This window comes from Mesorhizobium sp. M0185 (assembly GCF_040322175.1).
Classification (GTDB): Bacteria; Pseudomonadota; Alphaproteobacteria; order Rhizobiales; family Rhizobiaceae; genus Mesorhizobium.
Window position 1 is genome coordinate 63,942 of the sequence record NZ_JAMYSY010000025.1, and the last position, 24,595, is coordinate 88,536.

Annotated in this window: 17 protein-coding genes and 5 pseudogenes; 13 read left to right on the forward strand and 9 right to left on the reverse strand. The window is 58.5% G+C overall.

The window, feature by feature from the left end:
* Window positions 1-191: 191 nt before the first annotated feature.
* The 4 genes from NKJ20_RS20105 to NKJ20_RS20120 all read right to left on the reverse strand — a co-directional run bounded on the left by NKJ20_RS20105 (window position 192) and on the right by NKJ20_RS20120 (window position 4,775).
* Window positions 192-1,181, reverse strand: coding sequence for a ParB/RepB/Spo0J family partition protein (locus NKJ20_RS20105; RefSeq protein WP_502902819.1), 990 nt, complete (start codon window positions 1,179-1,181; stop codon window positions 192-194).
* Entirely contained in the window at window positions 1,135-2,745 is a 1,611-nt protein-coding gene (locus NKJ20_RS20110; RefSeq protein WP_352746310.1) for a DUF2130 domain-containing protein, read from the reverse strand. The genes NKJ20_RS20105 and NKJ20_RS20110 overlap by 47 nt, the downstream gene beginning before the upstream one ends.
* Before the next feature lie 756 nt (window positions 2,746-3,501).
* A complete protein-coding gene (locus NKJ20_RS20115) occupies window positions 3,502-4,092 on the reverse strand; it encodes an RES family NAD+ phosphorylase (RefSeq protein WP_352746313.1) in 591 nt (196 codons plus the stop codon).
* Window positions 4,089-4,775, reverse strand: a complete 687-nt coding sequence (locus tag NKJ20_RS20120) for a hypothetical protein (RefSeq protein WP_352746315.1) — start codon at window positions 4,773-4,775, stop codon at window positions 4,089-4,091. Before NKJ20_RS20120 ends, NKJ20_RS20115 begins: the two co-directional genes overlap by 4 nt.
* Before the next feature lie 260 nt (window positions 4,776-5,035).
* On the opposite strand from NKJ20_RS20120, the gene qatA reads away from it, so the two are divergent.
* From qatA to qatD, 4 genes are read left to right on the forward strand one after another with little or no spacing between them, the layout of a single operon-like run.
* Window positions 5,036-7,030, forward strand: coding sequence for a Qat anti-phage system ATPase QatA (qatA, locus tag NKJ20_RS20125; protein ID WP_352746317.1), 1,995 nt, complete (start codon window positions 5,036-5,038; stop codon window positions 7,028-7,030).
* A 1-nt stretch (window position 7,031) separates the two neighbouring features.
* Entirely contained in the window at window positions 7,032-7,907 is an 876-nt protein-coding gene (gene qatB, locus NKJ20_RS20130; RefSeq protein WP_352746320.1) for a Qat anti-phage system associated protein QatB, read from the forward strand.
* A complete protein-coding gene (gene qatC / locus NKJ20_RS20135) occupies window positions 7,904-9,292 on the forward strand; it encodes a Qat anti-phage system QueC-like protein QatC (RefSeq protein WP_352746323.1) in 1,389 nt (462 codons plus the stop codon). Before qatB ends, qatC begins: the two co-directional genes overlap by 4 nt.
* A complete protein-coding gene (qatD, locus tag NKJ20_RS20140; RefSeq protein WP_352746324.1) occupies window positions 9,285-10,034 on the forward strand; it encodes a Qat anti-phage system TatD family nuclease QatD in 750 nt (249 codons plus the stop codon). Before qatC ends, qatD begins: the two co-directional genes overlap by 8 nt.
* Before the next feature lie 189 nt (window positions 10,035-10,223).
* Here qatD and NKJ20_RS20145 read toward each other — a convergent pair whose 3' ends face one another.
* From NKJ20_RS20145 to NKJ20_RS20160, 4 genes and pseudogenes are all read right to left on the reverse strand, one after another.
* Window positions 10,224-13,871, reverse strand: coding sequence for an anti-phage protein Upx-like protein (locus NKJ20_RS20145; RefSeq protein WP_352746325.1), 3,648 nt, complete (start codon window positions 13,869-13,871; stop codon window positions 10,224-10,226).
* Between the two features lie 190 nt (window positions 13,872-14,061).
* A pseudogene (gene scpB, locus NKJ20_RS20150) lies at window positions 14,062-14,694 on the reverse strand (SMC-Scp complex subunit ScpB).
* A gap of 129 nt (window positions 14,695-14,823) precedes the next feature.
* Entirely contained in the window at window positions 14,824-15,771 is a 948-nt protein-coding gene (locus NKJ20_RS20155; protein ID WP_502902821.1) for a DUF1403 family protein, read from the reverse strand.
* 205 nt (window positions 15,772-15,976) lie between these two features.
* Complete coding sequence (locus NKJ20_RS20160; protein ID WP_352457357.1) at window positions 15,977-16,948, reverse strand: LysR substrate-binding domain-containing protein; 972 nt, start codon at window positions 16,946-16,948, stop codon at window positions 15,977-15,979.
* 122 nt (window positions 16,949-17,070) lie between these two features.
* Here NKJ20_RS20160 and NKJ20_RS20165 point away from each other — a divergent pair, with 122 nt between their 5' ends.
* The 8 genes and pseudogenes from NKJ20_RS20165 to NKJ20_RS20200 all read left to right on the forward strand — a co-directional run bounded on the left by NKJ20_RS20165 (window position 17,071) and on the right by NKJ20_RS20200 (window position 22,209).
* Window positions 17,071-17,538: an ATP-binding cassette domain-containing protein gene (locus NKJ20_RS20165; protein ID WP_352746330.1), complete on the forward strand. Its 468-nt coding sequence runs from the start codon at window positions 17,071-17,073 to the stop codon at window positions 17,536-17,538.
* 86 nt (window positions 17,539-17,624) lie between these two features.
* Window positions 17,625-18,300 (forward strand): annotated as a pseudogene (locus NKJ20_RS20170) (amidohydrolase family protein); the annotation flags it as partial.
* A 35-nt stretch (window positions 18,301-18,335) separates the two neighbouring features.
* A complete protein-coding gene (locus NKJ20_RS20175; protein ID WP_352746332.1) occupies window positions 18,336-19,088 on the forward strand; it encodes an SDR family NAD(P)-dependent oxidoreductase in 753 nt (250 codons plus the stop codon).
* Window positions 19,089-19,107: 19 nt separating this feature from the next.
* Window positions 19,108-19,947: a transketolase gene (locus NKJ20_RS20180; RefSeq protein WP_352453734.1), complete on the forward strand. Its 840-nt coding sequence runs from the start codon at window positions 19,108-19,110 to the stop codon at window positions 19,945-19,947.
* Window positions 19,944-20,966 (forward strand): transketolase family protein, encoded by a 1,023-nt coding sequence (locus NKJ20_RS20185; protein ID WP_502902820.1) that lies wholly within the window; start codon window positions 19,944-19,946, stop codon window positions 20,964-20,966. Before NKJ20_RS20180 ends, NKJ20_RS20185 begins: the two co-directional genes overlap by 4 nt.
* A gap of 106 nt (window positions 20,967-21,072) precedes the next feature.
* Window positions 21,073-21,359: pseudogene (locus NKJ20_RS20190) on the forward strand (transposase); the annotation flags it as partial.
* A 71-nt stretch (window positions 21,360-21,430) separates the two neighbouring features.
* Window positions 21,431-21,586: pseudogene (locus NKJ20_RS20195) on the forward strand (ATP-binding protein); the annotation flags it as partial.
* Between the two features lie 266 nt (window positions 21,587-21,852).
* Window positions 21,853-22,209, forward strand: coding sequence for a hypothetical protein (locus NKJ20_RS20200; RefSeq protein WP_352453730.1), 357 nt, complete (start codon window positions 21,853-21,855; stop codon window positions 22,207-22,209).
* Window positions 22,210-22,346: 137 nt separating this feature from the next.
* On the opposite strand, the gene NKJ20_RS20205 is transcribed toward NKJ20_RS20200, so the two are convergent.
* The gene (locus tag NKJ20_RS20205) at window positions 22,347-23,315 is read right to left on the reverse strand and encodes a glycosyltransferase family 10 domain-containing protein (protein ID WP_352493678.1); all 969 of its coding nucleotides are present in this window, start codon (window positions 23,313-23,315) and stop codon (window positions 22,347-22,349) included.
* Window positions 23,316-23,926: 611 nt separating this feature from the next.
* On the opposite strand from NKJ20_RS20205, the pseudogene NKJ20_RS20210 reads away from it, so the two are divergent.
* Window positions 23,927-24,595: pseudogene (locus NKJ20_RS20210) on the forward strand (tyrosine-type recombinase/integrase); the annotation flags it as partial.

Consider the following 24,595-nt stretch of genomic DNA (forward strand, 5'->3'; position numbering starts at 1 on the left):
CAGCGCCAGTTCGATGAGCTTCCCGATATTCACACTCCGCCGGCCTTAGCGTACGATTTTGACCGATGCGAAGAGCGCTAAGGATCGCGCACGCGACCTGCAAACCCAGCGCGAGGAAGCCTATGGAAGGACTTTCGATGGGCTGGTCGCGGAGCAATCGGTGCTGGAGGGCCTAGCCGAACGCACGAAGGCTAGGTGATGGCCTTTTTCAGCGAGCGAAGAAGCTCTTCCGCCGCTTCAATCCTCTTAAGTAGCTCCGGATCGCCCTTGAGACCCTGAAGCGTGGTCCAAGGCACGCTCTTCATCGCTTCGACTGCGGCCTCAAGGTCATCGGAGAGACCGCCTCGTGGCTTCTTCTCTTGCGGTGCCAGTCTCAGCATGGCGGAATCAAGATCGCCGCCGTCACTAAGGAAATTCGCTCGCGCCACCGGATCTGGCAAAATTGCCCGCAGCTTCCGCAGCTCTTTTGAGTTTGTGATTCGCCTATCGTTCACCTTCTTGACGACGGCTTCGACGATGCTCGGCGTGAGGAGCTTCTTGCTGACACCCATCATTTCACGTGCCCAAGTGATGGCCGCGCTCGGGTCTCGCAAGCTGGTGAACTTCTCAGATAGCTCGAAAATATCGACCAGCTTGTCGAGGTCGCGGACCGTGATACCGAGGATGTTGGCCGCGCTAGCGCGGCCCATGAGGTCAACTAACCGATATGCCACCATCTCCTTTTCCTTGGCATCCCACTCCTTGCGCTGCCGGTGAATGTAAATCCACGCTCGCAAACGGTCTTCGTCGCTCAGCGTCCGGTCGGTCACCTCGATCGGCAGTTGCCGAAACTCCTTTTTTCCCTGCTCGACAAGCACGCGTGAGTTCGTCCAACGCCTGTCGCCATCGATTATGCGATACTTGCCCGGAAAATCGGGGTGCGGCTCAACCAGCAATGGTTCAAACAGACCACCATTGGCCTCAATCTGGCGCTGAAGCTCTTCATCGATTTTGGGACCTAGCCGAGGCTGCTTCTCGTTCGGAACGATTGCGTCGATATCTGCCTTGGTTCGATAGGTACGGAGCACAGTGCGGTCGAGCCGGCGCTCCTGAAGATTGACGACGACGTTGTCGCGATCTTTTGCCTGCGAGGGGCTATTCATCTTGCCCTCCTGCGGCCTCCCCGGTGCCGATGATGTCATCAATCTGTCTGGTCAGTTCACCGCGCACTTTCTGCACGGAACGGATGAGTTCGCCCTGACGCTTCCAGGTGGCATCGTGCGCCTTCATTTCCTTCACCTGAAGGTCCATCAAATCATCAGTGTGGATATTGATCCGGTTGAGAAGGTCATTGCACCGCTCCGAGGTGATGAAATCATAGAGCGCTGCCGTCTTCTGGGTCTTTTCCTCGCCACTCATGCGCAGGGTGTGGGTCTGGACGATGTGTTGCCGCACGACGCTGACAAGGGCCACTACGCGCGCGGGATTTGCGAGCAAAACACCATCCTGCAAATGCAACTGACGGGCGCCGGCAGGGAACTTACTGATAGACAAAATTGCATGTTCAGCCTTCGCCGCCATCTGATCGCTAGCTAACTTGGTCACAAAATCGTTCCGCCAAGCGTTGTGGTTTTTGGAATCGTAGATGATGGTGCCGCACGCCTTGCCGTTATGCATGACGATATGCAAAATGTCAGCGCCGGGCTGGCCTTTGTTGATGCGCTCAATCTTATCACCCTCGAATTCCGCCTTGAGAGATTCGAACAGATCAATCTCTGCGCCCTCGCCAAGTTCCTCGTTAGTTTTCTTGTCGAGAGCCCGCGTCAGTTCCGCCACCTTCTCAGAAAGCTTCTGAGTTTCCTTGAACGCAGCAGCTTTCTCCGAATTCACCGCCATCACTTGCGCCTGCTCCAAAGCTTCGCGCTGCTCCTGAAGGCGAGCATTGGTCCTCGCCTCTTCCGTTTCTTTCACCTCTGCGAGTTGCTTCTCGACTTCGGCCGCCTTGGTTTCGGCGGCAGCGCGAGCGGCCTCAATCTCAATAAGTTTCTGCTGCGCAACTGCCTCAGCGGCGGCGACGGCCTCTTGCTTGATTGCGACCTCCCGCAAGGCCGCAGCTTCGTTGAGGGTCTGGATCTTGGCGTCGGCGTCAGCCGCGGCCTTTTCAAGCTGCTCCGTGAGTACCTTGGCAGCATTCTCGGCCCTCGCTTTCAGCGTTTCCGCCGTTTCCAGACGATCCTTCGCTGCCGCCTCGGCAGCGGCCTTCGCCTCCGCCCGGATGGTCACTTCCTTGGCTGCCGCATCACCTTTGACGAGCTCGATCGCCTCCTCGTTGTCGATCTTGGCCTGAGCAAGCTGAGCCTGCACCACGCTACGAAGTTCCTCGGCGCTGGCTTTGGCAGCGTTGGCCTCAGTAATTTGATTCTCAAGTCCTTCAAGAACCTCACGACCGGCCGCCTCGGCGGCCTCGATCTTTTTCTGCGAAGCGGCTTCAGCCTCCGTTCTTGCCAGCGCGGCCTTCTCGTCCGCGTCCTTCGCTGCTTTTTCCAGCGCTGCCGCCTTATCGAGTGCGAATTGGTGCTGGAGCCGAGCAGTGATCTCGTCCGAGGTCTTCCTCTGGCGCGTTTCGATGCGCGCTTGGATCTCATCGAACTGGTCGTGCGGAATCTGCTGCTCGCAGAGAGGGCAGACTTCCTCGGTGCCATGAAGGAATGAAGGACTCGAAAGCCCCGTGCTAGATTTCAAAACAGGGGATGCTGACGCTGACAAAGGGACCTCCATGGCTGCCCAAAAAAAGTAGGTCCTAATTTATCCTACTTGATCCTGAAGTCAAGTTTGGTTATTAAGGAGAGGCGAGTCCGCGCTCAAGCGGACGCTGACAGAAAGGCTACTAAATGACTAAAACCTTCAAACCGGGCCAAACCGCCCCGCGTTCAGGACAGTATGGAATCCTCGGCACGCGTGGCGGGGACACCGGGCAAGAGCGCACGGTCACGCGTGGAGAACCTCTTCCTCCCACGCCGAAGTCCGGCCAAACCTTTAAGATGGTCGATCCTACCAAGAACGGCAGTGGCCGTCGCTAAACCACAATGAGCGGCGGCCTCGGTCGCCGCTCATTGAATAGCCATGATGCCAGATCGCCGGCACCGACGCTCATTTGTATTTCAGCCGCTACCTTTATCTCGTAAGCGCGAGGGGCCGGCCGACTCCATTTTCCTGCTCAAAAGCAATCGTCATTGTATCGTCCGCCCTGGGCGATGCAACTCGGCCCCGGCCTATCCCCGCCGAGCACGATAGAACCGATCTCAAACCCTAAGAGCACGTCTTCCCGCCCGCGCCCGTCATGTGTCGGTTACAGCGCGCTGAGCTTAGAGGGTTTGCTTGCCCGCCTGGCCAGATATAATGGTGAAAAAGGGATGGGACATCTTTTGGCAGACACCACGGAAGAGCGGGAAGATACCTACGACTCACGCCCAATAGACGCGGGAACCTATCCGGAAGACCAGTCGACGTTGGTGCTCGAGACTAGCTTGGGGCGAACCCAACCTTGTACCGGGATGCCAGACGCCAGAACCATTCCTGGTCGAGTTCAGAAACCTTCTCTGCCTCGAGCAATCCATCTTTGCATCGATCAAATAGCGCGTAGCAAAGCTCTTCGTCATCATGACGTGCGTTGTAGGCAATGCCATCGGCATTGACGGGGTGCTGCGACAGTGCCTTCGACCAAATCTGAGAAGTGTCGTATGGCAAACCTGAATGGACGATTTCTGCGGTAGCGCCGAGTACGGCAAGCCCCGGACCAGCAAGCTTGATCAACGACAGGTCCGATCTAAGTTGCAGCCGAACATAGGCCTTCCTTGCAAGAAGGTCAGTATCAATGAGCGTACGTCCTGGGCTTCTAAGGAAGGTTTCGGCAAATGCGCCTTCCGACCTCTTAGCGACATACAAAACCCCGTATGTCGCATCTGGCGCGTTCAATCTCCCATCGCGAGACCGGTCAAAATATATCGGCTCATATTTGGCGGTAAAGAAGCGATAGACGTTGGTTCCCGCCGGTAGCTTCATCAATTCTGGAGTTCGCTTGGCCAGATCTAAGGGCGGTAAAGGCCCGCTCACGCTCCCTGCGTGCCCATTCTGCGTGCGGCCTCTACAACCAGGTCAATGTCGCCTTCTTTAAGGACGTCGATAGGCTTGCGTCCCTTCAGCCTGACATCCGGTTGTGCGAGGAAGTTCAGCACGGTCCAGGGATTGCTTGTCGGCAAAGCCTCGCGCACTGTCTTCAGGCCGGCCACAACAGCGCCATTCCGCATAAACTGGAGCGTGGGGTAGCTTCTGCGATTGCTGGGACCGGGGACGGCAAGCAGACTGCCTTCCTGCACCCGTTTGTCTATCGCCTGGCGTGAAACGCCCTGCATTAACATCCTGACCTGCTCCAGATCATAGGCCCCCCCAGCCTCTCGCAGATCTTCCTGAGCGATCCGGACACCATCAAGAAGAGCCCGAGACCGCGCATCTGGCTTGAATGCATCGCTGTTGACGACCGGAGTGCGAGTGTTGCGAGTGCGGCCGGTGGCAACCTCGCGAACGGTGCCGAACCGCTTGGCGTCGCTACGCTGGATCTTTCGGACCAATTCACTGTTCTTCGAAACGATCGCTATTTTTGTTCCAGCGGGCAGCTTGAACCTCTTTAAGAACGCGACGGGGTCGCCTTCCACAGTTATCATTGCCACGGTCTTCCCAGACGTCTTGCTACGAGACGCCTTCGCCAACGGCGTTCTGGATTGCGTGTTGTGTGCCATATCGATCTCCTGGAATGAAGATGGGGCAGGTTCGCAACTTTGTCAACTTCGACAATTATCGCAACCTCGCCATCTGGAACCGTTGGGCGTCAACGAGCGTCGATCCTTAGAGCAACATCCTTGGGCGGCGGACACAGCTACGGCGATTGAACTTCCTTTCCAGCCTGCCGCCTCAAATATTATCGGCAATATGCAGCGTAGGGACTCCTAATCGACTTAATACGCTGTAAGCTGGCCCCGGGATGAGCCTTGGGGGCATAATGAGCGTAACGGACGGCTCGAAGGCATTCGGTTACATAATCGATCAAGAAACAAGCGTCGACCTTCTCCGCAATGAAGCCATTGCGAAAACTGTCGTCGATCTTGTCACTGCGAAAAGCAGTCACTCGGTCACTGTGGGCGTGCACGGAGATTGGGGTGCAGGCAAGTCCAGCGTCCTCCACATGATCGAGGCCGCATTTGCCAATGGAGGATCAGCGGCAAATCCAGGTTACCTCTGCATACGATTTAACGGCTGGGAGTTCCAGGGTTTCGAGGATGCGAAGATAGCCCTGATCGAGGGGGTGGTGACGCAGCTCATCGCCAAGCGCCCTATGCTTACTAAGGCGACTGATCAGGTAAAAAACGTGCTCAAACGGATCGACTGGCTGAAGATTGCCAAGAGGGGTGGCGGATTGGCTTTCAATGTTTCGACTGGTCTTCCAAGCCCCGACCAGGTGATGTCGCTGCTTTCGATGTTTCAGGCGAAGATCGAGAATCCCGCAACCTTTCTGACGAAGGAAAACGCAGAGATTGCGATGAGTGAGATGAGGGGTTTCTGGAAAGAATCTCCCGATTCAAGATCGGTACCCGAGGAACTTCGCGAGTTCCACAACGCCTTTGAACAGCTGATCGAGAAGGCGGAAGTGAGCCGTTTGATTGTCCTCGTCGATGATCTGGACAGATGCTTGCCTGAGACCGCGATCCAGACACTTGAAGCTATCCGCCTTTTCGTGTCGTTGCCCAAGACTGCTTTCGTTATCGGCGCCGACGAATCCATGATCGAGTATTCGGTGCGCAGCCATTTCAAGGACATCCCGGAGGAGGGCGTCTGGAAGGGCTACCCAAAAGCCTACCTCGAGAAGCTCATCCAAGTACCGTTCAGAATTCCTGCGATGGGCGAAACGGAAACGCACATCTATGTGACGATGCTCTTGGTTGGCGCGCTCATCGAAGAGGATTCGCAAGAGTTCAAGTGCCTGCTCGACCGCGCCAGGGAACTCATGTCCCGGCCCTGGGAGCGAAAGGGCCTGGAAGAGGCCGACATTCGCGGCGCGCTTGCCCTGAAATATTCGCCCGATGTAGCAAGGGCGGTGGCACTTGCAGATCGCATAAGCCCAGTTCTGGCAAAAGGCGCAAGTGGCAACCCCAGGCAAGTGAAACGCTTCGTAAATGCTTTGAACCTGCGTCTCCGGGTATCGGCCGCACGGGGATTCGGCCAGTCGATTGACCCCGACGTTCTGGTGAAATTCATGCTAGCCGAAACCTTCCTCCCTTCAACAGTGTTCGACCATATTGCGATGTCGGCCGCCAGTTCCGACGACGGCATTTCAGAGGACCTCGCGCTTCTGGAAGCCGCGGTCCGCGCCGTTCCTGCGGCCGAAGTCGTTTCCAAGAAGGGTTCACCAATTCCCATTGCTACGCCTGAAGTCGCTCGAAACGAAATCGTCGAGGATTGGAAGACCCAGGAGGATGTCGCTCGTTGGGCGCGAGTCGATCCCGAAATCGGCAAGCTCTCACTCAAACCGTACCTTTTCGTTGTGAACGACCGAAAGAATTTCGTAGGAACGGGCAAACCTATGTCCGCAAAGCTAATCGGCATCCTCAGAAAACTGACCGGAACCTCCTTCGCTGCAGCCTCGGCCAAGGGTGACCTCGGCGCCCTCGAACAAACAGAAGTCGAACTTGTATTTGGGGCGTTGCGTACATTACTTCTTTCGGAAAAGGCGCTTCAAGTTTGTCCTGCTGCGATCGGTGGACTGAACGCTCTCGTTACCACTCACCAATCCTATCAAGCGCGATATCTGGAAGTGTTGGACATGCTGCCGTCGGATGCACTCGGTGCGTGGGCGGGCACGGGTTACGACAAGGTCATCACGACCGCGCCCGCCAAAGCAAAGCTTTCAGCACTGTTCGAAAAATGGCGAACCAAAGGAGGGGCCAGTTTGAAAATGGCTCTCGAGCCAATGGGTAGCGGCCCGAACGGGAGATCGTGAAGTGGGCACATCAACACCGTTCACCGGGGGAAAGAATGGAAATCCGTTGATCCCAACCTGGCTCGAAACGGGAGCGGAGACAAATCCGGCAGAAGGCCCTGGCGCTCCTCCAGCCGATGCACCGGAAGCGGACTCCGGCGAAGCCGACGCCGCCCAGACACCTACCTCCGATCAGCCGGTTCCGACTGTACAGCTCCGTTCGGGTCGAACTCAATTCAACAAGCATGCCCGGGGTGGAGGGAATACCCCGGACGCGTCCCGATTGCATCGCGCCATTGGATCATACGTTGCGCGCGGGGCCGGCGGATCGTCTTCCGCAGCCAATCGTATGTCATCGAGCGGTGGCGCAGCCTCCGCCCTCGGAAGGCTCCTTCTCGATGCATCTCGCGATGGCATTCGAGAAACCGTCCGAAAACTCAATCTGGATTCGTTGGCATCCAGGTCGGTCAGAGAAATCTATGCCTCCCTCGTCGATTTCGTCTGTGGCGAAGGCGGAGACCATGACGAGGCCATCAACCGTGATGCATACATCGAAGCCGTCGACGACTTGATGCAGGTTGAGGGCATAGACTTGGAACGCCCGTCGATCGATACGATCAACCTACTGATAGAAAGCTTCATCTCCGGTACCATCAACAACCGAATCCTGAACGCTATCGGGAACAAACTGGTTCTCCTACCTGACAATGTGGAGCAGGTACGATCGATCGAGACGGAGGTCCGCGGCTTCATCGCCGGAGCCGTTAGAAACGGCATGGCGCAGGCCGGACGGATTTTCGCTCGCGACCAGATCAAAGCTACGATTGACCGAATCTATGAGCGAGCTCTCGCCATCCTCGAAACGTACTCCGACCCCGACGCACAGGAGGCAAGATGACTCGATATGTGATATCCGGTACCCTTGGCGCTTCCGATAGATTTCAGGCTGTCATCGGGGCAGACGAAGCACTCAGCACTGTAGACCTTCTCGACGTGAATCGTCGTATGCGCTTCGGGATCGATAGGGTGCTTGGAAAGCTGGCGGCGCTCGGCTCGCCTGCTACGCCAGTCGCCGTGGACTTGTTGACGGTGGCGGCGCTAGTTTATGGCGCTGACACGCGGATCAATCGGGTCCAAGCATCCCAAGATGCTTGGACCCGCGAGATCAAGCTGATCGTTCCAGTGTCGGCTCCGGCGCTCTGGATGGCAACGCGGCCCCTTTTGATGCAAATGCTTCGCTTCCTGACTGGAGACTTATGGGATCTCGAATTCCGTCCGTTCGAAAAGCTCGCCCGCCAATACCCCTCCGTCCCCTCAATGAAGGGCACGGCACGTTCCTTTGACTGTGTATCGTTGTTTTCAGGTGGCCTCGACAGCCTGATCGGGGCCATCGACATTCTGAAAAAGGGAGAACAAACACCGCTTTTCGTAAGTCACGGTGGAGACGGTGCTGTTAGCGGTCCCCAAGGAAAGCTTTTCTTCAAGCTCACCAAATCATTCCGGAAGGCATCTCCGCTGGCACGAATTCGGCTCGGAATGACGTTTCCAAATGGGCTAGTTGGTAAGTTGAAGGGAGAGGATTCCACCAGAGGACGATCGTTCCTGTTCATCGCTCTGGGATCTGCAGCAGGATCAGGCTTCGGAAAGCCGTTCAACCTTCGAGTTCCCGAAAATGGATTGATCTCGTTGAACGTGCCATTGGACGTCACGAGGCTCGGGAGCAACAGCACAAGAACGACACACCCCTTCTACATTCACCGTTGGAACGAACTCCTTCTTAAACTCGGCATCCTTGCAACGGTGGTCAATCCTTACTGGGACAAGACAAAGGGAGAGATGGTCGTCGAATGCGCGGACGAAGCCGTGCTTGAAGAGCTGGCGCCATTGTCTATTTCCTGTGCCCATCCGGCCGGAGACCGGTGGAAGGGTGGGGGAAAGGCACATTGCGGCTACTGCCTCCCGTGTATCATCCGTCGAGCATCATTCCTCAAGGCACCCTGGCCGGACAAAGATAGGACCGGTTACAGAGTTGAAAATCTCACGGCGGAACCACGCGACACCAAAGGCGCCGAGGGAAAGCAGATCAGAAGTTTCCAATACGCGCTGGCACGGCTGAAGGCGAATCCCGAATTGGCTAAATCATGGATCTACAAGCCTGGTCCGCTCCGCGAGGACGCATTGATCGTACGCGACCTAGTTGGCGTCTACGAGCGGGGGATGGCGGAAGTCCGCCAGGTGGTCGAAAAGGTGATCACATTCTCCTCGGACGGGCAACGTGACTGAAAAGCTCGTCGACTTTCACTGCCATCTCGACCTCTATCCGGACTTTGAGGACCTAGTTCGCGATTGCGAACGCAAAAGTATCTATACGCTCGCAGTAACAACGACTCCACGCGCCTGGAGTCGCAACCATGAACTCGCGTCGCGCACTCAGCATGTCAGAGCAGCATTGGGCATCCACCCACAGTTGGTTGCCACAAGCGCCTCCGAAATCGACCTTTGGGAACAGATCCTGCCGGCTACAAGGTACGTTGGTGAAGTCGGGCTCGATGCCGGTCCAGCTCATTTTCGATCACTGGATCAGCAGAAGGAAGTTTTCCGACGAGTTCTCCAGGCGTGCGCAAAGTCGGGAGACAAAGTCCTCTCGGTCCATAGTGTACGTGCCGTCACACCCGTCCTCGACATGGTTGAACGATACCTGCCGCGCGAGCGGTCAAAAATCGTTCTTCATTGGTTTTCCGGAAACCGCGCGGAGGCACAGCGTGCCGTGACCCTCGGCTGCTGGTTTTCTGTCAACGCGCAGATGATTGAGAATAAACGGACGGCAAAAATCATCAGCGCAGATGTGCCTGTTGACCGCATTCTCACAGAAACAGACGGACCCTTTGCCTTGGTTGAAGGAACTCCAGCGCGGCCACACGATGTTAGGCGAAGCCTAGATGCAATGGGCATTCTATTTAATCTGTCGGGGGCCGCCATGGCCGTTCAGATAGTACGAAATCTGAGAGGCCTCACCCAAATCTAGGCGGGGAGTTCTCGAACTTATGACAGGTCGTACAAGGCAGCAACTCCGTTCGAGCGTGGTCTAAAACCCGGTGCCAATTGCCCCGGTCAAAGCTGCCATGTCCTCAAGTACGAACCCCTAGATTGTGAACCGGCGCTCGGGTATTCGCCGGCGAACGTTAAACCCCTCCTGCAGGTGCAGCAACATCGCTCAAATCTGATCAAGGTCATCGAACACGTGAAGCGCGGTTCGTGATCGTAGCTGCTCCCAAGCAAATTGCATTGGAACGGCGTTTTTGAAAACCAATTCCCCCTCGAGCCTTGGTTCCACCCCAAGTCGCAATGCTTTCTTGAGTTCGGGAATGTGCGCGTTGACGAGATCGAGCCGGTCAAGATGTTTTCGAAGAAGGTCCCTCCTGCCGTTGACCTCCAAGCCACGAAAATCGGCGAGCTGCTCTGCGATTTCGCCATCGGTCTTGCGGAACTGCATGTCCTTGCATTCGATCACCAGAACGCGGCCCGTGTCCGGTCGCCAAGCGACAACGTCGATGTCGCCGTAGTCGATCGGGAAGCCCTTTCCCAAGAGGGCCGTGACCAACACTTCAGATCTGGTTTCCCAGCCAAGTTCCTTCATCCTTGCCGCGACGCTGAAGCTGAAGGCATGGCCGCGGCGGTTGCTTGAATGGCCGGCCCACTGTCTCATCTTTGGACTCAGCTGCCATAGCGGGAAATCGCCCCGATGGTAGTTACCCAACATGTAGCGAACCGCATCCTCTACAAGTCCCGGAGCAATCACTAACTGGGGATCAGCTTCATTGTTGATTTGAATCAGCGGACGGCGCAAGACCGACAGGCGGCGCCTGAAGCGCCACGGAAAAATGTCCTTGGCGTCATAGCCTGGTGGCGATTCGCGCCATGACGCGCGGGGTGTGAAAATCAACCGCTCGATCAGCGTGACCGCTTCCGCGCCTAGTGGAGCTTTTCTTTGAAGGGCTGCGAGCAGCTCGCTCTTGCTCATCCGGAACATTGCTTGCTGAGTCTCGATGCCATGGTTGTCCAGCGTCCGCATCAACTGCCGCAGGGCCTCGACGCTCGCTCCGAACTCCTCCGTCCAGGCTTCCCAGAAGACGGGCGGAAATTCCTCGACAGGCGGCAGCGGATTGTCCTCGGTCGGCGGGTCGTCGACGTTCTCGGCGTAGTGCGCTATGCTTTCATGGATCCGCTGTCTGCTGGTCGTGCGCCCGAAGGGCGTGATGACCTCCTCGTGAAAGCTGAGGTTTGCGTGGATGTCACCGAGCGGGGTTACGCGAAGACGCGGCTCCATCGCATCCCAGCGGATCGCATCGGACCAACCGCCGAGATGTAACACCAGCATTAGCTTGGCCATCAGTCGGGACATTTGCAGATGGCCCGGCACTCGTCCGCCCTCCGCCCGCGATTCACCAAGCGCGAATTCAACAAGTAGCCGCGAGGTCTGCAACACGGCGCTGATTTCGAAATCCTTTTGCATCATTACATCGAGGGCCGCCTGCTTGTCGTTGTGCAAGGCGATCACAGCGGCGGCCGTGTCGTGCCATTGATCCCGGTCCCCACAAGCGCTCTCGTGATTGAGGACGGCAAAATCGATTACCGCACCACAGTTGAACTGACGAAGCTCTGTGCAGATCTCGTCCTCCAAACCGCGGACCACCCGGTTAAGGAAGGCAGTGCATTCGGCTTTGCCAGCAATTTCGCTGCCTTCTGCGCGTTCGCGAAAATTCCAGCCCAGGCCGAGCTTGATAAGCGCGGCATCGTCCCCATTGATCTTGATAGGTGCCGCCCACAGTGAGTTGCGCACCCAATCACGGAAGTCCTGTGCCATGAACGCGTGCTGTGAACGGGCATTGCCGTCGGGCACAATGAGAGCGACAAGCCGCTCCACCTCTTCAGGGTCGGTGGAAAGGCCTGCGAGTTCACGGAAGCCCTCTACCGTACGCTGAACGAGAGCTCGCTCAGCGATATTGTCTTGATGCAAAAAAGCGCGCTCCAACGACGCTTCAGCCACGAGCCGCACGGATCCTGTTTTGTGATCAATTTCAAAGGCGATTGCAGCGAGTGCTTGTTCATAGTTACTCCGAGCCATGCCAAGCTCGGCAGGCCGGTCGGCAATGTCACCTTGGAATACGACGTTCCACACGACGGTGCTGGGCAATGCCAGCAACGCATGATCGAGCACAGGTGCAAACCGAATAATCCACGTCTTCAGCAGGCGGAATCGTTCATAGGCGAAGTGGCCACTGGTGCCTTGGGAGGTCGCCAGTGTGCACCACCATCTTCGGGTTGGGGACTCGTAGACAGCTTCCGGCCAGCCTTTCCCATGCGGTTCATCGCTCACGTAGAACGGTTGCCGATGATCTTCCTCGAATAGCGAGTTTTCATCGCGCAACACACGCCGCCATTTACCGGCAAGGTCTTGCGCAACGTGCAGATCCCATCGTGTCAGCGCCTCGCTGCGAACGGTGCGCAGGCTGTTCTGCTGCACCATCATAATCAAGGACATCGTCTCTATATCGTCCGGCATGTCAGCGTGGGGAACGATGTGGCCGCCGAGCTGGCGTATCCAACCCACCAAGTTAAGAAGGCCATTGATGTTCTGAAGCTCCACGCCGAGTTCCGCGAGGCGCTCGCGCGCGTCAAGCATGCGCCACAGCGACAACGACTCGAACTGGGGCAACCAGCTCAGCGAAATCAGATCGGGCGCGCTGATGAACTCGACTCGCCATCCCTCGCGTGCCTTATCTTGGATAAAGAAGGGCACGCCGCGCCCTACTCCGCACGGAACCACAAGGGTGAGCCCACCAGTAAACTCGGATCGCTCGCGAGCAGCCTTGTGGGAGTCATCAATCCATTTATCGATGACCGCCCCGAGCTTGCCGGGGACAGGGAATGACCCGAGCATCCCGTTGGTACCGAAATCCTCAAGATCATCACTGAAAAAAATCAAATTCAGATAGAGACCGCGGTCAATTTCTGTCATGGCGCCCGCCATAAACCCTCCATCCGTTCCGCGAAGCTCGACCGCGAGCCGGCCGCGTGTGCCGAGAAGTGGCGTTCTGGACAACAGCGTCGAATACTCATTGGCGACCGCCGCAGCAAAGGCTCGCCGCGCCCCAGCGCCCGACATCTCCTCAACAAGGAAGCGCGTTATTGCGGGTACCACGGCGCTTGGTAAGCATACGAATACGTTGTCCCCACGCATGACCAACGGGTATCGCTCAAGGCCCGAATGTCCGACCCGTTCGCTACGGAGCGCCGCTCGATCGTTCGGCGTGAATCCGAACGGGGCTAAGTCTTCAAGAGATATTCCTAGGCTCGTCAACTGAGGGATTGTAAAGCGAACGATCCGATGCAACGAGCCAAGGCCCTCACTAATGGACGAGGGGAGTTCGGCCAGTGGCATCTCCCGGCCAAACTGGTTACGTGCGAGTTTGCCGCGTCGGCAAATCTCGTCCGAAAGCCGCAGCAGCCCGTAGGTGCTCTTTCGCAACGCGGCAAGCAGACCGCCGTCGCCCAGCGAATCTAGCGTATTGATGAGACGTTGAAGATGGAACCCGCCGGATTCCCAGGTTCCTCCCAGGACACGAAGGTTTCCCTGGCGGGTTGCGAGGTTATAGACGAACACGTCCTCGCTCGGATCTTCCTGTTGGCCAACCCAGCTGTCGCTCATTGCGTTGAAACCAAGCGCCACGATGCGATCGTCTGGCTTCCGCGTCCCGGCGCCAGAAAGAAACGCCAGATGGACGAGCACCTCAAGCCGATGATTGTTGGCTTGCAACTCCGGTTCCGCCAGAAGCGCGCCAAAGGTGGCGGCCAGAAGCACCGGATCGTAGGGGGCAAAGCACGCTGAAGTTCAGCATGGTCGGCCAGGGCCTTCGCGACGGCAACGCTGCCAATCTCGAGAAGCCCGAACTCTTCCGCGCCGATGTCCGACTCTTGTTTCACATAGTCATTGTACGGCTGTAACGTTGCGGTAGTGAAGTATCTTGGACCCGCTAGGCAATTCCGTCGCGTCACTCATCCACGTAGACTCGCAGCGAACCCTCGTCATCCAGGAATTCGGACTCCCGGCCAACCGCGCCAAGTGCGCCAGGGATGTCGGCGAGCAGTTTTTTCCTTGTTGAGCAGGCCGGCGTCTTCCAGTTTTTCCATATCGGGCAGGTCGCGCAACGTTTCGAAGCCAAATGGCCCAGGAACGCCTTCGTCGTGACATAGGTGTAGGGCGCTCCCGGTGTCGGGCTTCGTGGACCCGAAGCGATAAAGCCGGCGCCGCGCAGATTGGCTATTAGATCGCGGCTGATCTCGCGGCCAAAGAAAGCGGAAAGCTCACCGCGGGTGGTTGGCTGGAAATAGGCAATCGTCATCAGCACCAGCGCTTCCGGTTGCGAGACATCGATGCTCTGTTCACTCGCGCTTGACGCGGCACGAATGGCATCGGCGTAGGCAGGCCGGGTGCGGTGCTGCCACCCGCCGGCGACCGACACCAGTTCATACGGCCTGCCGCGCAGCTCTTCGCGGATATCGTCGATGATCAGCTCGAGATTGCAGCCTTTGCCGACAATTTTTGCCAGCGTTTCTCGCGTCACTGGTGCCGCTGCGGCGAAGATCACGGCCTCGACGCGCCCGATCCACTCACGCCATCGCATGTCAGGTGGCAGATGATCCAGCTCACGATCAAACAAATGGTCATGTGAACGACGAGAGCCTGGTCGATGGCCATCTGGCCGGCCTTCCTTCCTTTTCCCCGTCGTCGTGCCTGCTGACTCCGTCATCGCTCACAGCCCGTAGATGCGGAAGGTGGATCGTCCCGACAGTTCGCGCACGGCGCCGAGATCGAACAGCCGATCGAACAGGCGGCGCAGGCCGCGATCACTGATGCCGGGAATAATGTCCGAGGCGACGACCGCATCTTCGGCCAAAAATCTCTCGACCACGGCGTCCGAGCCTTTCGCGCGCAGCGTCGGCGCCACCGTCAAAAGCATTTCGGCGCGACGCGACAGTTCCGCGGACAGATCGATGGCCTGGATGGCAGCGCGCGCCAGCCCTGCAAGACATTGTTGCTTGCGCCACTCCTCCCCAAGCGCCGGCCCCGACCTCTGCTGTCGGCCACTCTTTTCTCTTTCGGCCGCGGACCTGGTGACAAAAAGCTGCACGCCGAGCAGCGGCACAGCGACCGGCCAATTCAGTTTCCGGGCCAGCACGACATCGGCGAGCCAAGCTCCCAGACTCCGTTCGGCCTCCGGCAACAGTCCAGCCACGGTGTCGAGCATTCTCGCGCTCGCTGCGACAGCAGGACCGTCGTTCGCAGAAAGATCTCGTGCGGCCGCAGCGATTTCGCCAATGACGTCATCGGAGGAAAAACCGAACCTTTCCGCTGCCGCCACCACTGCCTGATCGGACAACAACGATTCCGCCGGCCGCGCGGCGAGCTTACGCCAAGCCAACAACAAACGGCCGGCGGGGCCGACATCGTCACCCGGTCGGGTGAGAGTGACCGCGTCACGCAGTGCTACCCCATCCTCGGCACGGCCGGATCGTTTTGCTACCATCGCCGCGGCGGAAAGGGCGAGACGCTGCCTCCAGACGCCGGCCCATTTCTCCTGACGACGGACCACCGCGTCGAGCAGGGCAATCGCTGCGCCGGCCATGAACTCAATATCTTCAAGGGCTCCACGCCGCGTGCGCACGCCCGGAGTCCGTTCGCTGCCCGGCAAGGCCGACATAGCAGGCGGCATCAAAGAGCTGATTGTGCCTAATGCCACATTTGTGCACCAACGCCTTGTGGCGCGGGCAGCCACAGGCACAGGCTACGCGGAAAATGAAAAGCGGGGCCAACCCATTCGCTTGCACACAGCCTGCGTTTTGCCAGCTCCTCAACCGCAACGTGCTGTCAATCTTCGTCTTGCCGTGTCTTGAACGCCGAACTGTTCACGCCATTGGCGCCGCTTTGTCATCCCGTGCCCCGAAATGAGGCCGTCGTTCGAACGATATGCGCAGTTGCTTATCCGCCAGAAACCGGCGAGCCAGATCGGTGTCGCGCTTACCCACGCGTGACACCCAGTCCGAAAACAGGCGAACCGCGCGCCGGTTCATATGCCGCGAAGGACAGACCAGCCAGTATCCCGGAAACTCGATGACCTCGAACTCTATCGAGACCGGAACCAGAGAACCCGACACCAGGTCCTCGAATGCGATGGATGTGCTTTCCAGGACCACACCTGCACCGTCCTTCGCCAGTTGAACCGACATTGACGAACGGTCGAAACGATAGGGATACGTCATGCGGGCGCCCTGGATACCGTTGCACGGCAGCCAATAATCCCACCGGAAATAGGCCTTCACACTGTCGATCAACCGCGCATGGCGAAGCTGCTCGCGCGGATCCGGTGAGATCGCGCGCAGTTCGGCAAGATAGGAAGGCGAGCACATCGGCAGGATCAGATCGTTGACGACGCAATCCGAATAAAGGCCGGCCCAGCCGCCGTCGCCATAACGAAGATCGAGATCGATGACCTCCGTTTCGAAATCCGAGAAATTGGGCGTGGCGTCGACGCGCAAATTCCAGCTCGGATAGCCCTTGCTGAACTCGGCCAACCGCGGCGCCAGCCATTTCTCGCCGAAGGAAGGACTGACGCGCAGGCTAAGCTGGAAGCTTTCGCGCTGCCGCACAATGGCATTACGCACCTCGCGTATGGATTCGAAAGCCTGGGTCGTGGTCTGGAAGAGCCGCTCACCGTCGATCGTGAGCGAGAGATGGCGCTTTTCGCGCTGAAAAAGCCGCACCCCGAGTTGGTGTTCGAGCAGCCGCAGCTGCTGGCTAACCGCCGAAGGTGTCACCTGCAATTCCTGAGCGGCCTTTGCCACGCCGCCGAGCCGCGCGACTGCCTCGAAATGCGTCATCGAATTGAACTTGATGTCTGACCTCGTCCTCGTCAGTTAAGCTCAGCTACACAGAATGTTAAGAAACGAAAATTGAGCCGAATGTCAATCGGTCGCACAGTGGTCCCGGAAGGAGATACAGGATGGAGCCGAGTTCAACCCAAAGCTTGGGTAGCGCCGGCAACGTGCCGGGAGTTGGACAGGTATTGACCAGGAAGCCCCTGATCGAAGCTGCGAATATCGAGAAGAGTTATGACGCAACCCGTGTCCTGCGCGGTGTGAGTTTTCAGGTCCGGGCCGACGAAATCCAAGCGCTCCTGGGCGGCAACGGCGCCGGCAAAAGCACTCTCATCCGCATCGTCACAGGGCTGACCTCACGCGAAGCCGGCGAGATTGGCTTCGCCTCGTCGAAGGCCGACCACAACAGCCCGATCATCGCGGTGGTGCATCAGGAGCTGGCGCTGTTGCCCGAGCTGTCCGGTCGCGGAAAACATCGGCATTGTGCATGCGAGGTCGGGCTGGTCGCAGATAAGCCGTCGCCGCACGCGCGAAACTGCGCTCGGAGCGCTCCAGCTGATCGACCCAGCGATCGGCGAAGCGATCATCGATAATGCCGGCGCGCAAATTGTCCCTCCACGAAGGCCAGATCGTCCAGATCGCTCGTGCCCTTTCCACCGGAGCCGAAGTGCTGCTTCTCGATCCCGGCGATCCGGTTGGGGAAACGCGCTGGCTGCAGGAGATCGGCTTTCCGCATGGCATCGTCGGCTATGCCGACCTGTCCCAACCCGACGTCGGCGACCTCCTCGACCGCCACATGGAATATCCGAACTTCCGCGGCATGCGGCAGCCGATGAATTATCATCCCGACCCCGCCAAGACCTATCTGGCGCGGCCGGAGGTCAGTCGTACGCCCGAATGGCGGCGCGGCTTCCGGGAGCTGGCGAAGCGCGGGCTGAGCTTCGACCCGCAGCTCTACTATCCGCAGATGAGCGAGTTCCTCGAACTGGCGCGACTTTCCCGACGTGCAGATCATTCTCAATCACACCGGCATGCAGGTCGACGGCGCCGAGCATTTTGGCGCCTGGAAAAAAGGCATGCACCAGTTAGCGCAAGCGCCGAACGTCGCCTGGATCTCGGGCCTCGGCATGGGCGACTGGACTTGGACCACGTTCTCGATCCGTCCTTATGTCGAGGAGGCGATCGCAGCCTTCGGCGTCGGCCGCTCGATGTTCGCGACGAACTTCCCCGTCGACAAGCTGTTCTCGAGCTTCGACGCCATTTTGAACGCCTTCAAGGAAATTACGATCGCCCACCCGCACGAGGAGCGGCTCGCGCTGTTCCATGACAACGCCGCCCGGTTCTACCGACTTTAGATCACCGGCAAACAGAAATAGCAGGAGAGTTCGACTTGTTGCTGAAGGGCAAGGCCGTGGTGATTTCGGGGGCCGCGGGCCCCCGGGGAATTGGCCGCTCCACGGCAGCGCTGATGGTACAGCACGGGGCTCGCGTTGCAATACTCGACCTCGATGACGGGCAAGCGCGTGACGCCGCTGCGTCGCTTGGACCCGACCATATCGGCCTTGCGTGCAACGTCGCGGACCTCGACGCCTGCAAGAGGGCGGCGGCGCAAGTGACAGAAACCTTGGGCAGGATCGATGTGCTCTGCAACAATGCGGGCGTCACGCAGCCGGTCAAGACGCTGGAGATCAGCCCGGCTGACTGGGACCGCATCCTCGATGTCAACCTACGCGGCGTGCTCCATCTCAGCCAGGCATTCATCCCGAACATGCGCGAAAATGGCGGCGGCTCGATCATCTGCATGTCGTCAGTTTCGGCCCAGCGCGGCGGCGGCATCTTCGGTGGCCCGCACTATTCGGCTGCCAAGGCGGGTGTTCTGGGGCTTGCCAAGGCCATGGCGCGCGAATTCGGTCCCGAAGGCATCCGCGTCAACTGCATCACACCGGGCCTGATCCAGACCGACATCACCGGCGGCAAACTGACCAACGCCATGCGCGCCGACATCATCAAGGGAATCCCGCTCAGCCGGCTGGGCGAGGCGCGCGACGTAGCCGGCGCCTATCTCTTCCTGGCTTCCGATCTGGCCAGCTACATCACCGGCGCCGTGATCGATGTCAACGGTGGGATGCTAATCCATGGCTGAGTGGACAACGGAGCTTGAGATGCCTCGCGCTGGCAGCAATGTTAGCCTGGCCGAACGAGCCTATCGTATCCGCCGACACGCCGTGCGGATGGGTCAAGTCCAGGGCCAAGGTTATGTCGGACAGGCGCTGGGTGTCGCCGACGTGCTTGCCGTCGCCTATTTCCATGCGCTTCGTTACCGGCCGGAGGACACGTTGTGGGAGGGACGCGACCGCTTCCTGCTGTCGATCGGACACTATGCGATCGCGCTCTACGCGGCTCTGATCGAAGCGGGCGTGCTGCCGGAGGAAGAGCTCGAAACCTATGGCAGCGATGAAAGCCGTATGCCGATGTCCGGCATGGCGCCATACACGCCCGGCATGGAGATCACCGGCGGCTCGCTCGGTCACGGCCTTGGCATTGCCGTTGGCATGTGCATGGGGCTGACGCGCAAGCGAAGCGACAGTTTCGTCTACAATCTTTTGTCCGACGGCGAGCTCGGTGAGGGCTCGACCTGGGAAGCCGCGATGTCGGCCGCCCACCACAAGCTCGACAATCTCATTGCCATTGTCGACTTCAACAATCAGCAGGCCGATGGTCCGTCGACGGCCATGCTCTCCTCCGAGCCGGTGACCGACAAGTTCGAGGCGTTCGGCTGGCATGCGCAGCGCGTCGACGGCAACGACATCGAGGCGGTCCGCAAGGCCTTCGACATGGCGCGCGGCCTGAAGGAACCTCGTCCGCGTGTGATCGTTTGCGATACGCGCATGGCCAAGGGTGTGCCATTCCTGGAAACCCGCGACATCACGCATTTCATCCGCGTCGAACCGCACGAATGGACGTTAGCGCTCGAAGCTTTGGAAAAGGGACGTCCGCGTTGAGGTTGTCAAAGTTCGCGCCGCGCCACGCCGCCAATGCCGGTGAGCGCAAGAGCACATCGGCGATGATCGCGTCGATCGCGCCCGATGGCGTACCGACACGCAATGCGCCGTTCGGGCACACACTGGCCAGACTGGCGCACCAGCGGCCCGGGATAGTTGGCCTGACGGCGGACCTCGCGAAATACACCGATCTCCATGTCTTCGCACAGGAGCATCCGGACCGCTTCTATCAGATGGGCATGGCGGAGCAGGTGCTGATGAGCGCCGCCGCCGGCTTGGCGCGGGAGGGTTTTACGCCCTTCGCCACCACCTACGCCGTCTTCGCATCGCGACGTGCCTACGATTTCATCTGCATGGCGATCGCCGAGGAGAAACTCAATGTGAAGATCGTCTGCGCCTTACCGGGGCTGACGACCGGCTACGGCCCCAGCCACCAGGCGACGGAGGACATCGCGATCTTCCGCGGGATGCCGAACCTGACGATCATCGACCCTTGCGACGCGCTCGACATCGAACAGGCCACGGAGGCGATCGCGGACTACAACGGGCCGGTCTACATGCGGCTTTCGCGCGGTAAGGTTCCTGTCGTGCTCGACGAAGACGACTATACATTTGAAATCGGCAAGGCGCGAATGCTGCGCGAGGGCGCGGACGTATTGTTCATTTCCAGCGGCCTGATGACCATGCGCGCGCTGGAGGCCGCGAAGGCGCTTGAAGCCGACAGGATCGGCTGCGCCGTTCTGCACGTTCCGACGATCAAACCTCTGGATACGGAGGCGATACTCGCTGCCGCGCGCCGTTCGGGACGGCTGGTGGTGGCGGCGGAGAACCACACCATCATTGGTGGCCTTGGCGAAGGCGTTGCCGCGCTGCTGATGCGCGAGAGAGTGACCCCAGTCTTTCGCCAGATCGCCCTGCCCGACGAGTTCCTCGACGCTGGCGCGCTGCCGACGCTTCACGATCGCTACGGGATCTCAACTTCCGAGCTCGTGCGCCGCGTCCGCATTTGGAGCGAATGAGAAGTAAGAGCTCTCCCCACACAACAGTTGAGTCATCGACCTTGACCTTGCCCCTCTTATCTAATCCGGTTTGAAGTTCGTTCTGGCCCATCGAGAGGACCAGGACATGAAACGTAGCCGCTTCTCTGAAGAGCAGATCATCGGAATTTTGAAGGAACATGAGGCCGGGGTATCGGTTGCCGATCTGTGCCGCAAGCACGGGGTCAGCGACGCCTCGATTTACAACTGGACGGCCCGCTTCGGCGGGATGGATGTCTGCGAGGCTCGGCGACTGAAGGCTCTGGAGGACGAGAACACGCGGCTGAAGCGGCTTCTGGCCGACGCCATGCTCGACAATGCGGCGTTGAAGGATCTTGTGGGAAAGAAATGGTGACGCCCGCGGCCAAGCGGAAACCTTTCCAGCGACCAGATCGATCAACTTCAACGCCGACTGCAACGGACCAGGCGATCAAGGAAAGGTGCATCATGAAGCATTCGCGGAGCCGACAATAGCCGACGCCATTCTCGACCGGATCATCCACAACGCCCATCGCATCACCCTCGAAGGCGACAGCATGAGAAAGCAAAAAACACCGCCGCCCTTGACCGGCGCCGAAAACGGCGAAATCAATCGCAAATGACTTCAACCAGGCAACCGAGCGCCGACCCCATCCTGCTGTCCGCGAATTAGTGAAACTGCTGTCCGCGATTTAGCGGAACGACTGTCCCGTTTTTGCGAAATACGCACGTCCGACGCAGCTTGCGTTGACAGAGGCGGTTTTACGCGCAGTTGCAATAGCACTTCCGCCGGCCTATTTTTGTGGAGTTCAATTGTGGTTCGGCCAAGGGCGCTTTGGGCGCCGGACCGGCCCCGTGTAAACCTCATTAAAGAGAGACGAACCCTGCCATGGAAGAATTCTTATCGCGCATCGCCACTGGTGCCGGCATCGGCCCGGCTCTCGCAGAGAAGGCCGTTGGGTTAATGCTGGGTTTCCTGCAACGCCACGCGGCCGACGGTCCCGTTGCGCGCATGATCGCGGCCATTCCCGGAGCTTCGGAATTAGTGGCGAAGTATCATGGCAACGACCCAGAGGGCGGAGGCGGCCTCATGGGGCTCGGCCAGCAATTGATGAGTGAGGGTCTCAGCATTCTAAAGATCGCCGCCATCGCCAACGAGACGATCGCCTTCGCCAAGGAACATGCCGGCGACGAACTCGTGGACGAGGTCCTCAATTCCGTTCCTGGCCTTCCCCAGTTCGTCTGATCAGCGGCAGCCGGGGCGCATGACCTCGTGCGCCCGTGCCGGCCCGTCTGCGCAGGTAGGCATTCTCCGCCGAGCGCTCCGTACCGATCTCGCCAGACCACCAACCGCCGGGCACGCGAAGCGAGCGTTGGAGTACTTCATTCGTCTCTCCCAAAATCGACCGCAGGCGAACCGATGTGTATAACTTCCGGCGGTAAGGGTTTATCGTGAACGCTTTCGATGAAGCCCGCGAGATAAGCAAACGTATTGTATTTCTCAAGAACCAACCGCTTCGCCTCTTGTATTGCGCCGCGACGCTCCTTCCAGAGGTCCGAGTCGATGATTTCTTGAATTTTTTGGATTACGTTCTTGTCCTCTGGGTCAATCAGAACCATTGAGTCGGAAGGGAAGAACCTCGTGATTGCCGGGCTGCCGTAATAGATCGGCATTGTTTCAGCAACGAAGCAGTCCATAAGCTTCTCTGTAAAATAGTAATCAGCACGAGTATTCTCGAAAGCTATACTGTAACGGTACGGTGCGAGTGCGTCCCATTTATCTCCAATCAGCCGAAAACCTCGGCCGAACAGGTCAAAATCGAGCTCCTCTCTCAGCCGTTCCAGAAACGCCAGCCGATATCGATGCCCTTTAAGCAGGGCGATGTTACTGGTAATCCATGAGAGCCGAAGCGGCTTGTCCACGACTTCGCTGACCAGAAGTTGGTCATATGTCTTTGTTACAGACCAAGACCGAGTGATAGGTGGAGACAAAACGAATCGGCGCTCCGCATTCTGCCGAGCAGCCAGCTCTGCGTCAGACGTCAGGACGATGGTATTTTTCCCCTGCCCTTCATGAAATGCGCGATGAGCTTTCGTCGGGGGTTCGCCGATTGCAAAAATTGTCCTGTTTGGACTCGCCTCGATATCAACAGGGAGCCCAAAAATAGAAGCAGAGTTAAAGACAATATGCCAATCGGGCGCGAAGGATGTCCTGCGTACAAAAGCGACATTGTTCCAGATTCCACTGCCCTTTGGAGTGAGATGGTGGATTGCATCATCCAAAACGCCCCAAGAATCCAGACATGTAGCAACAATGGGCGCCGGACGTTCCGTCAACAATTTGGTCGACAAAGCAGTTCCACCCCATTCACTTCCGTTGGACCGGGAGCAACTCGTGCATCGGGCGCAAGACCTCTCTGCGCCTGAAATAGCTCGCGATCCTGATCGGTATCAAACACACGATTCTGTGCGACTTCGCGATTCTGTGCGACTTCGCGCCATTCGACAACTCATCTCTAAGACCGCGGGAATCCCTTCACTCGTGAAGGTACTCAATCGCCATTTCGGATTGCGGTAAGATTGGGCAGCATAAACCTTCCGGGACCCGCTGTCGAGGCAATTGTCGCTTTGCACCTAACCAGGTTCTTCCTCACTTTGTGTGGTGATCAGGCCGGTTGAGTGGCAGCATGCGTGCCTTCTAAAATATGGGAGTTGACTACATTCTTATTATTAATCGGGATATACGACCAGTTTAGAGGCGGCTCGCCTCTCACAGGCGACGTTTGCAGCGGCGACGGCAGATCGAGATATTGGCGGGTTGATGCCGGGGCTTTGTCCGAAATCTGTGGTCCGATTTCGGACGAAGTGACGGTCAAGATGTCCGAAATATGCTACGAATTTCGGACAAGCTTCACACACAAAGCGCCGCGGCTTTGCCCGACATCATCGATATCGTCATGCAGATGGGCGATGCCGACCTAGCCTCGTCCCCTCCCCTTCCAGCCATTGCCAATCCCAGCCTGCCTGCGCAGCTTGAGGCGCTCGCCGGCCGCGCGCGCGACTATATCGAGGCGGCGAGTTCGGCCAACACGCGCCGCGCCTACGCAGCCGACTGGAAGCATTTTTCGAGCTGGTGCCGGCGCCAAGGCATCGAGATGTTCCCGCCCGATCCTGAGGTCGTCGGGCTCTATATCGCCGCCTGCGCGTCAGGTACGGCCACTGGCGACAAAAAGCCCAACACCGTTTCAACCATCGAGCGCCGGCTTTCGTCGCTCTCCTGGAATTTTGCCCAGCGCGGCCAGCCGCTGGACCGCAAGGACCGGCATATCGCCACGGTGATGGCTGGCGTTCGCAACACCCACGCCTCCCCTCCCCGGCAGAAGGAAGCGATCCTGCCCGAGGATCTGATCGCATGTTCGAGACCCTCGACCGCGGCACGCTGCGTGGTCTGCGCGACCGCGCCATGCTGCTTTTGGGTTTTACCGGCGGCCTTCGCCGATCCGAAATCGTCGGCCTCGACGTCGCCAGGGATCAGAGCGAGGACGGGCGCGGCTGGGTCGAGATTTTTGCCGATAAGGGTCTGCTTGTCACATTGCGCGGCAAAACCGGCTGGCGCGAGGTCGAAATCGGCC

Bases quoted from the DNA above. Each gene is read 5' to 3' on its own strand.
- NKJ20_RS20105 (WP_502902819.1), bottom strand. From the start codon at position 1,181: ATGACATCATCGGCACCGGGGAGGCCGCAGGAGGGCAAGATGAATAGC.
- NKJ20_RS20120 (WP_352746315.1), bottom strand. From the start codon at position 4,775: ATGGCACACAACACGCAATCCAGAACGCCGTTGGCGAAGGCGTCTCGT.
- qatA (WP_352746317.1), top strand. From the start codon at position 5,036: ATGAGCGTAACGGACGGCTCGAAGGCATTCGGTTACATAATCGATCAA.
- qatC (WP_352746323.1), top strand. From the start codon at position 7,904: ATGACTCGATATGTGATATCCGGTACCCTTGGCGCTTCCGATAGATTT.
- NKJ20_RS20155 (WP_502902821.1), bottom strand. From the start codon at position 15,771: ATGTCGGCCTTGCCGGGCAGCGAACGGACTCCGGGCGTGCGCACGCGG.
- NKJ20_RS20160 (WP_352457357.1), bottom strand. From the start codon at position 16,948: ATGACGCATTTCGAGGCAGTCGCGCGGCTCGGCGGCGTGGCAAAGGCC.
- NKJ20_RS20165 (WP_352746330.1), top strand. From the start codon at position 17,071: ATGGAGCCGAGTTCAACCCAAAGCTTGGGTAGCGCCGGCAACGTGCCG.
- NKJ20_RS20180 (WP_352453734.1), top strand. From the start codon at position 19,108: ATGCCTCGCGCTGGCAGCAATGTTAGCCTGGCCGAACGAGCCTATCGT.
- NKJ20_RS20200 (WP_352453730.1), top strand. From the start codon at position 21,853: ATGGAAGAATTCTTATCGCGCATCGCCACTGGTGCCGGCATCGGCCCG.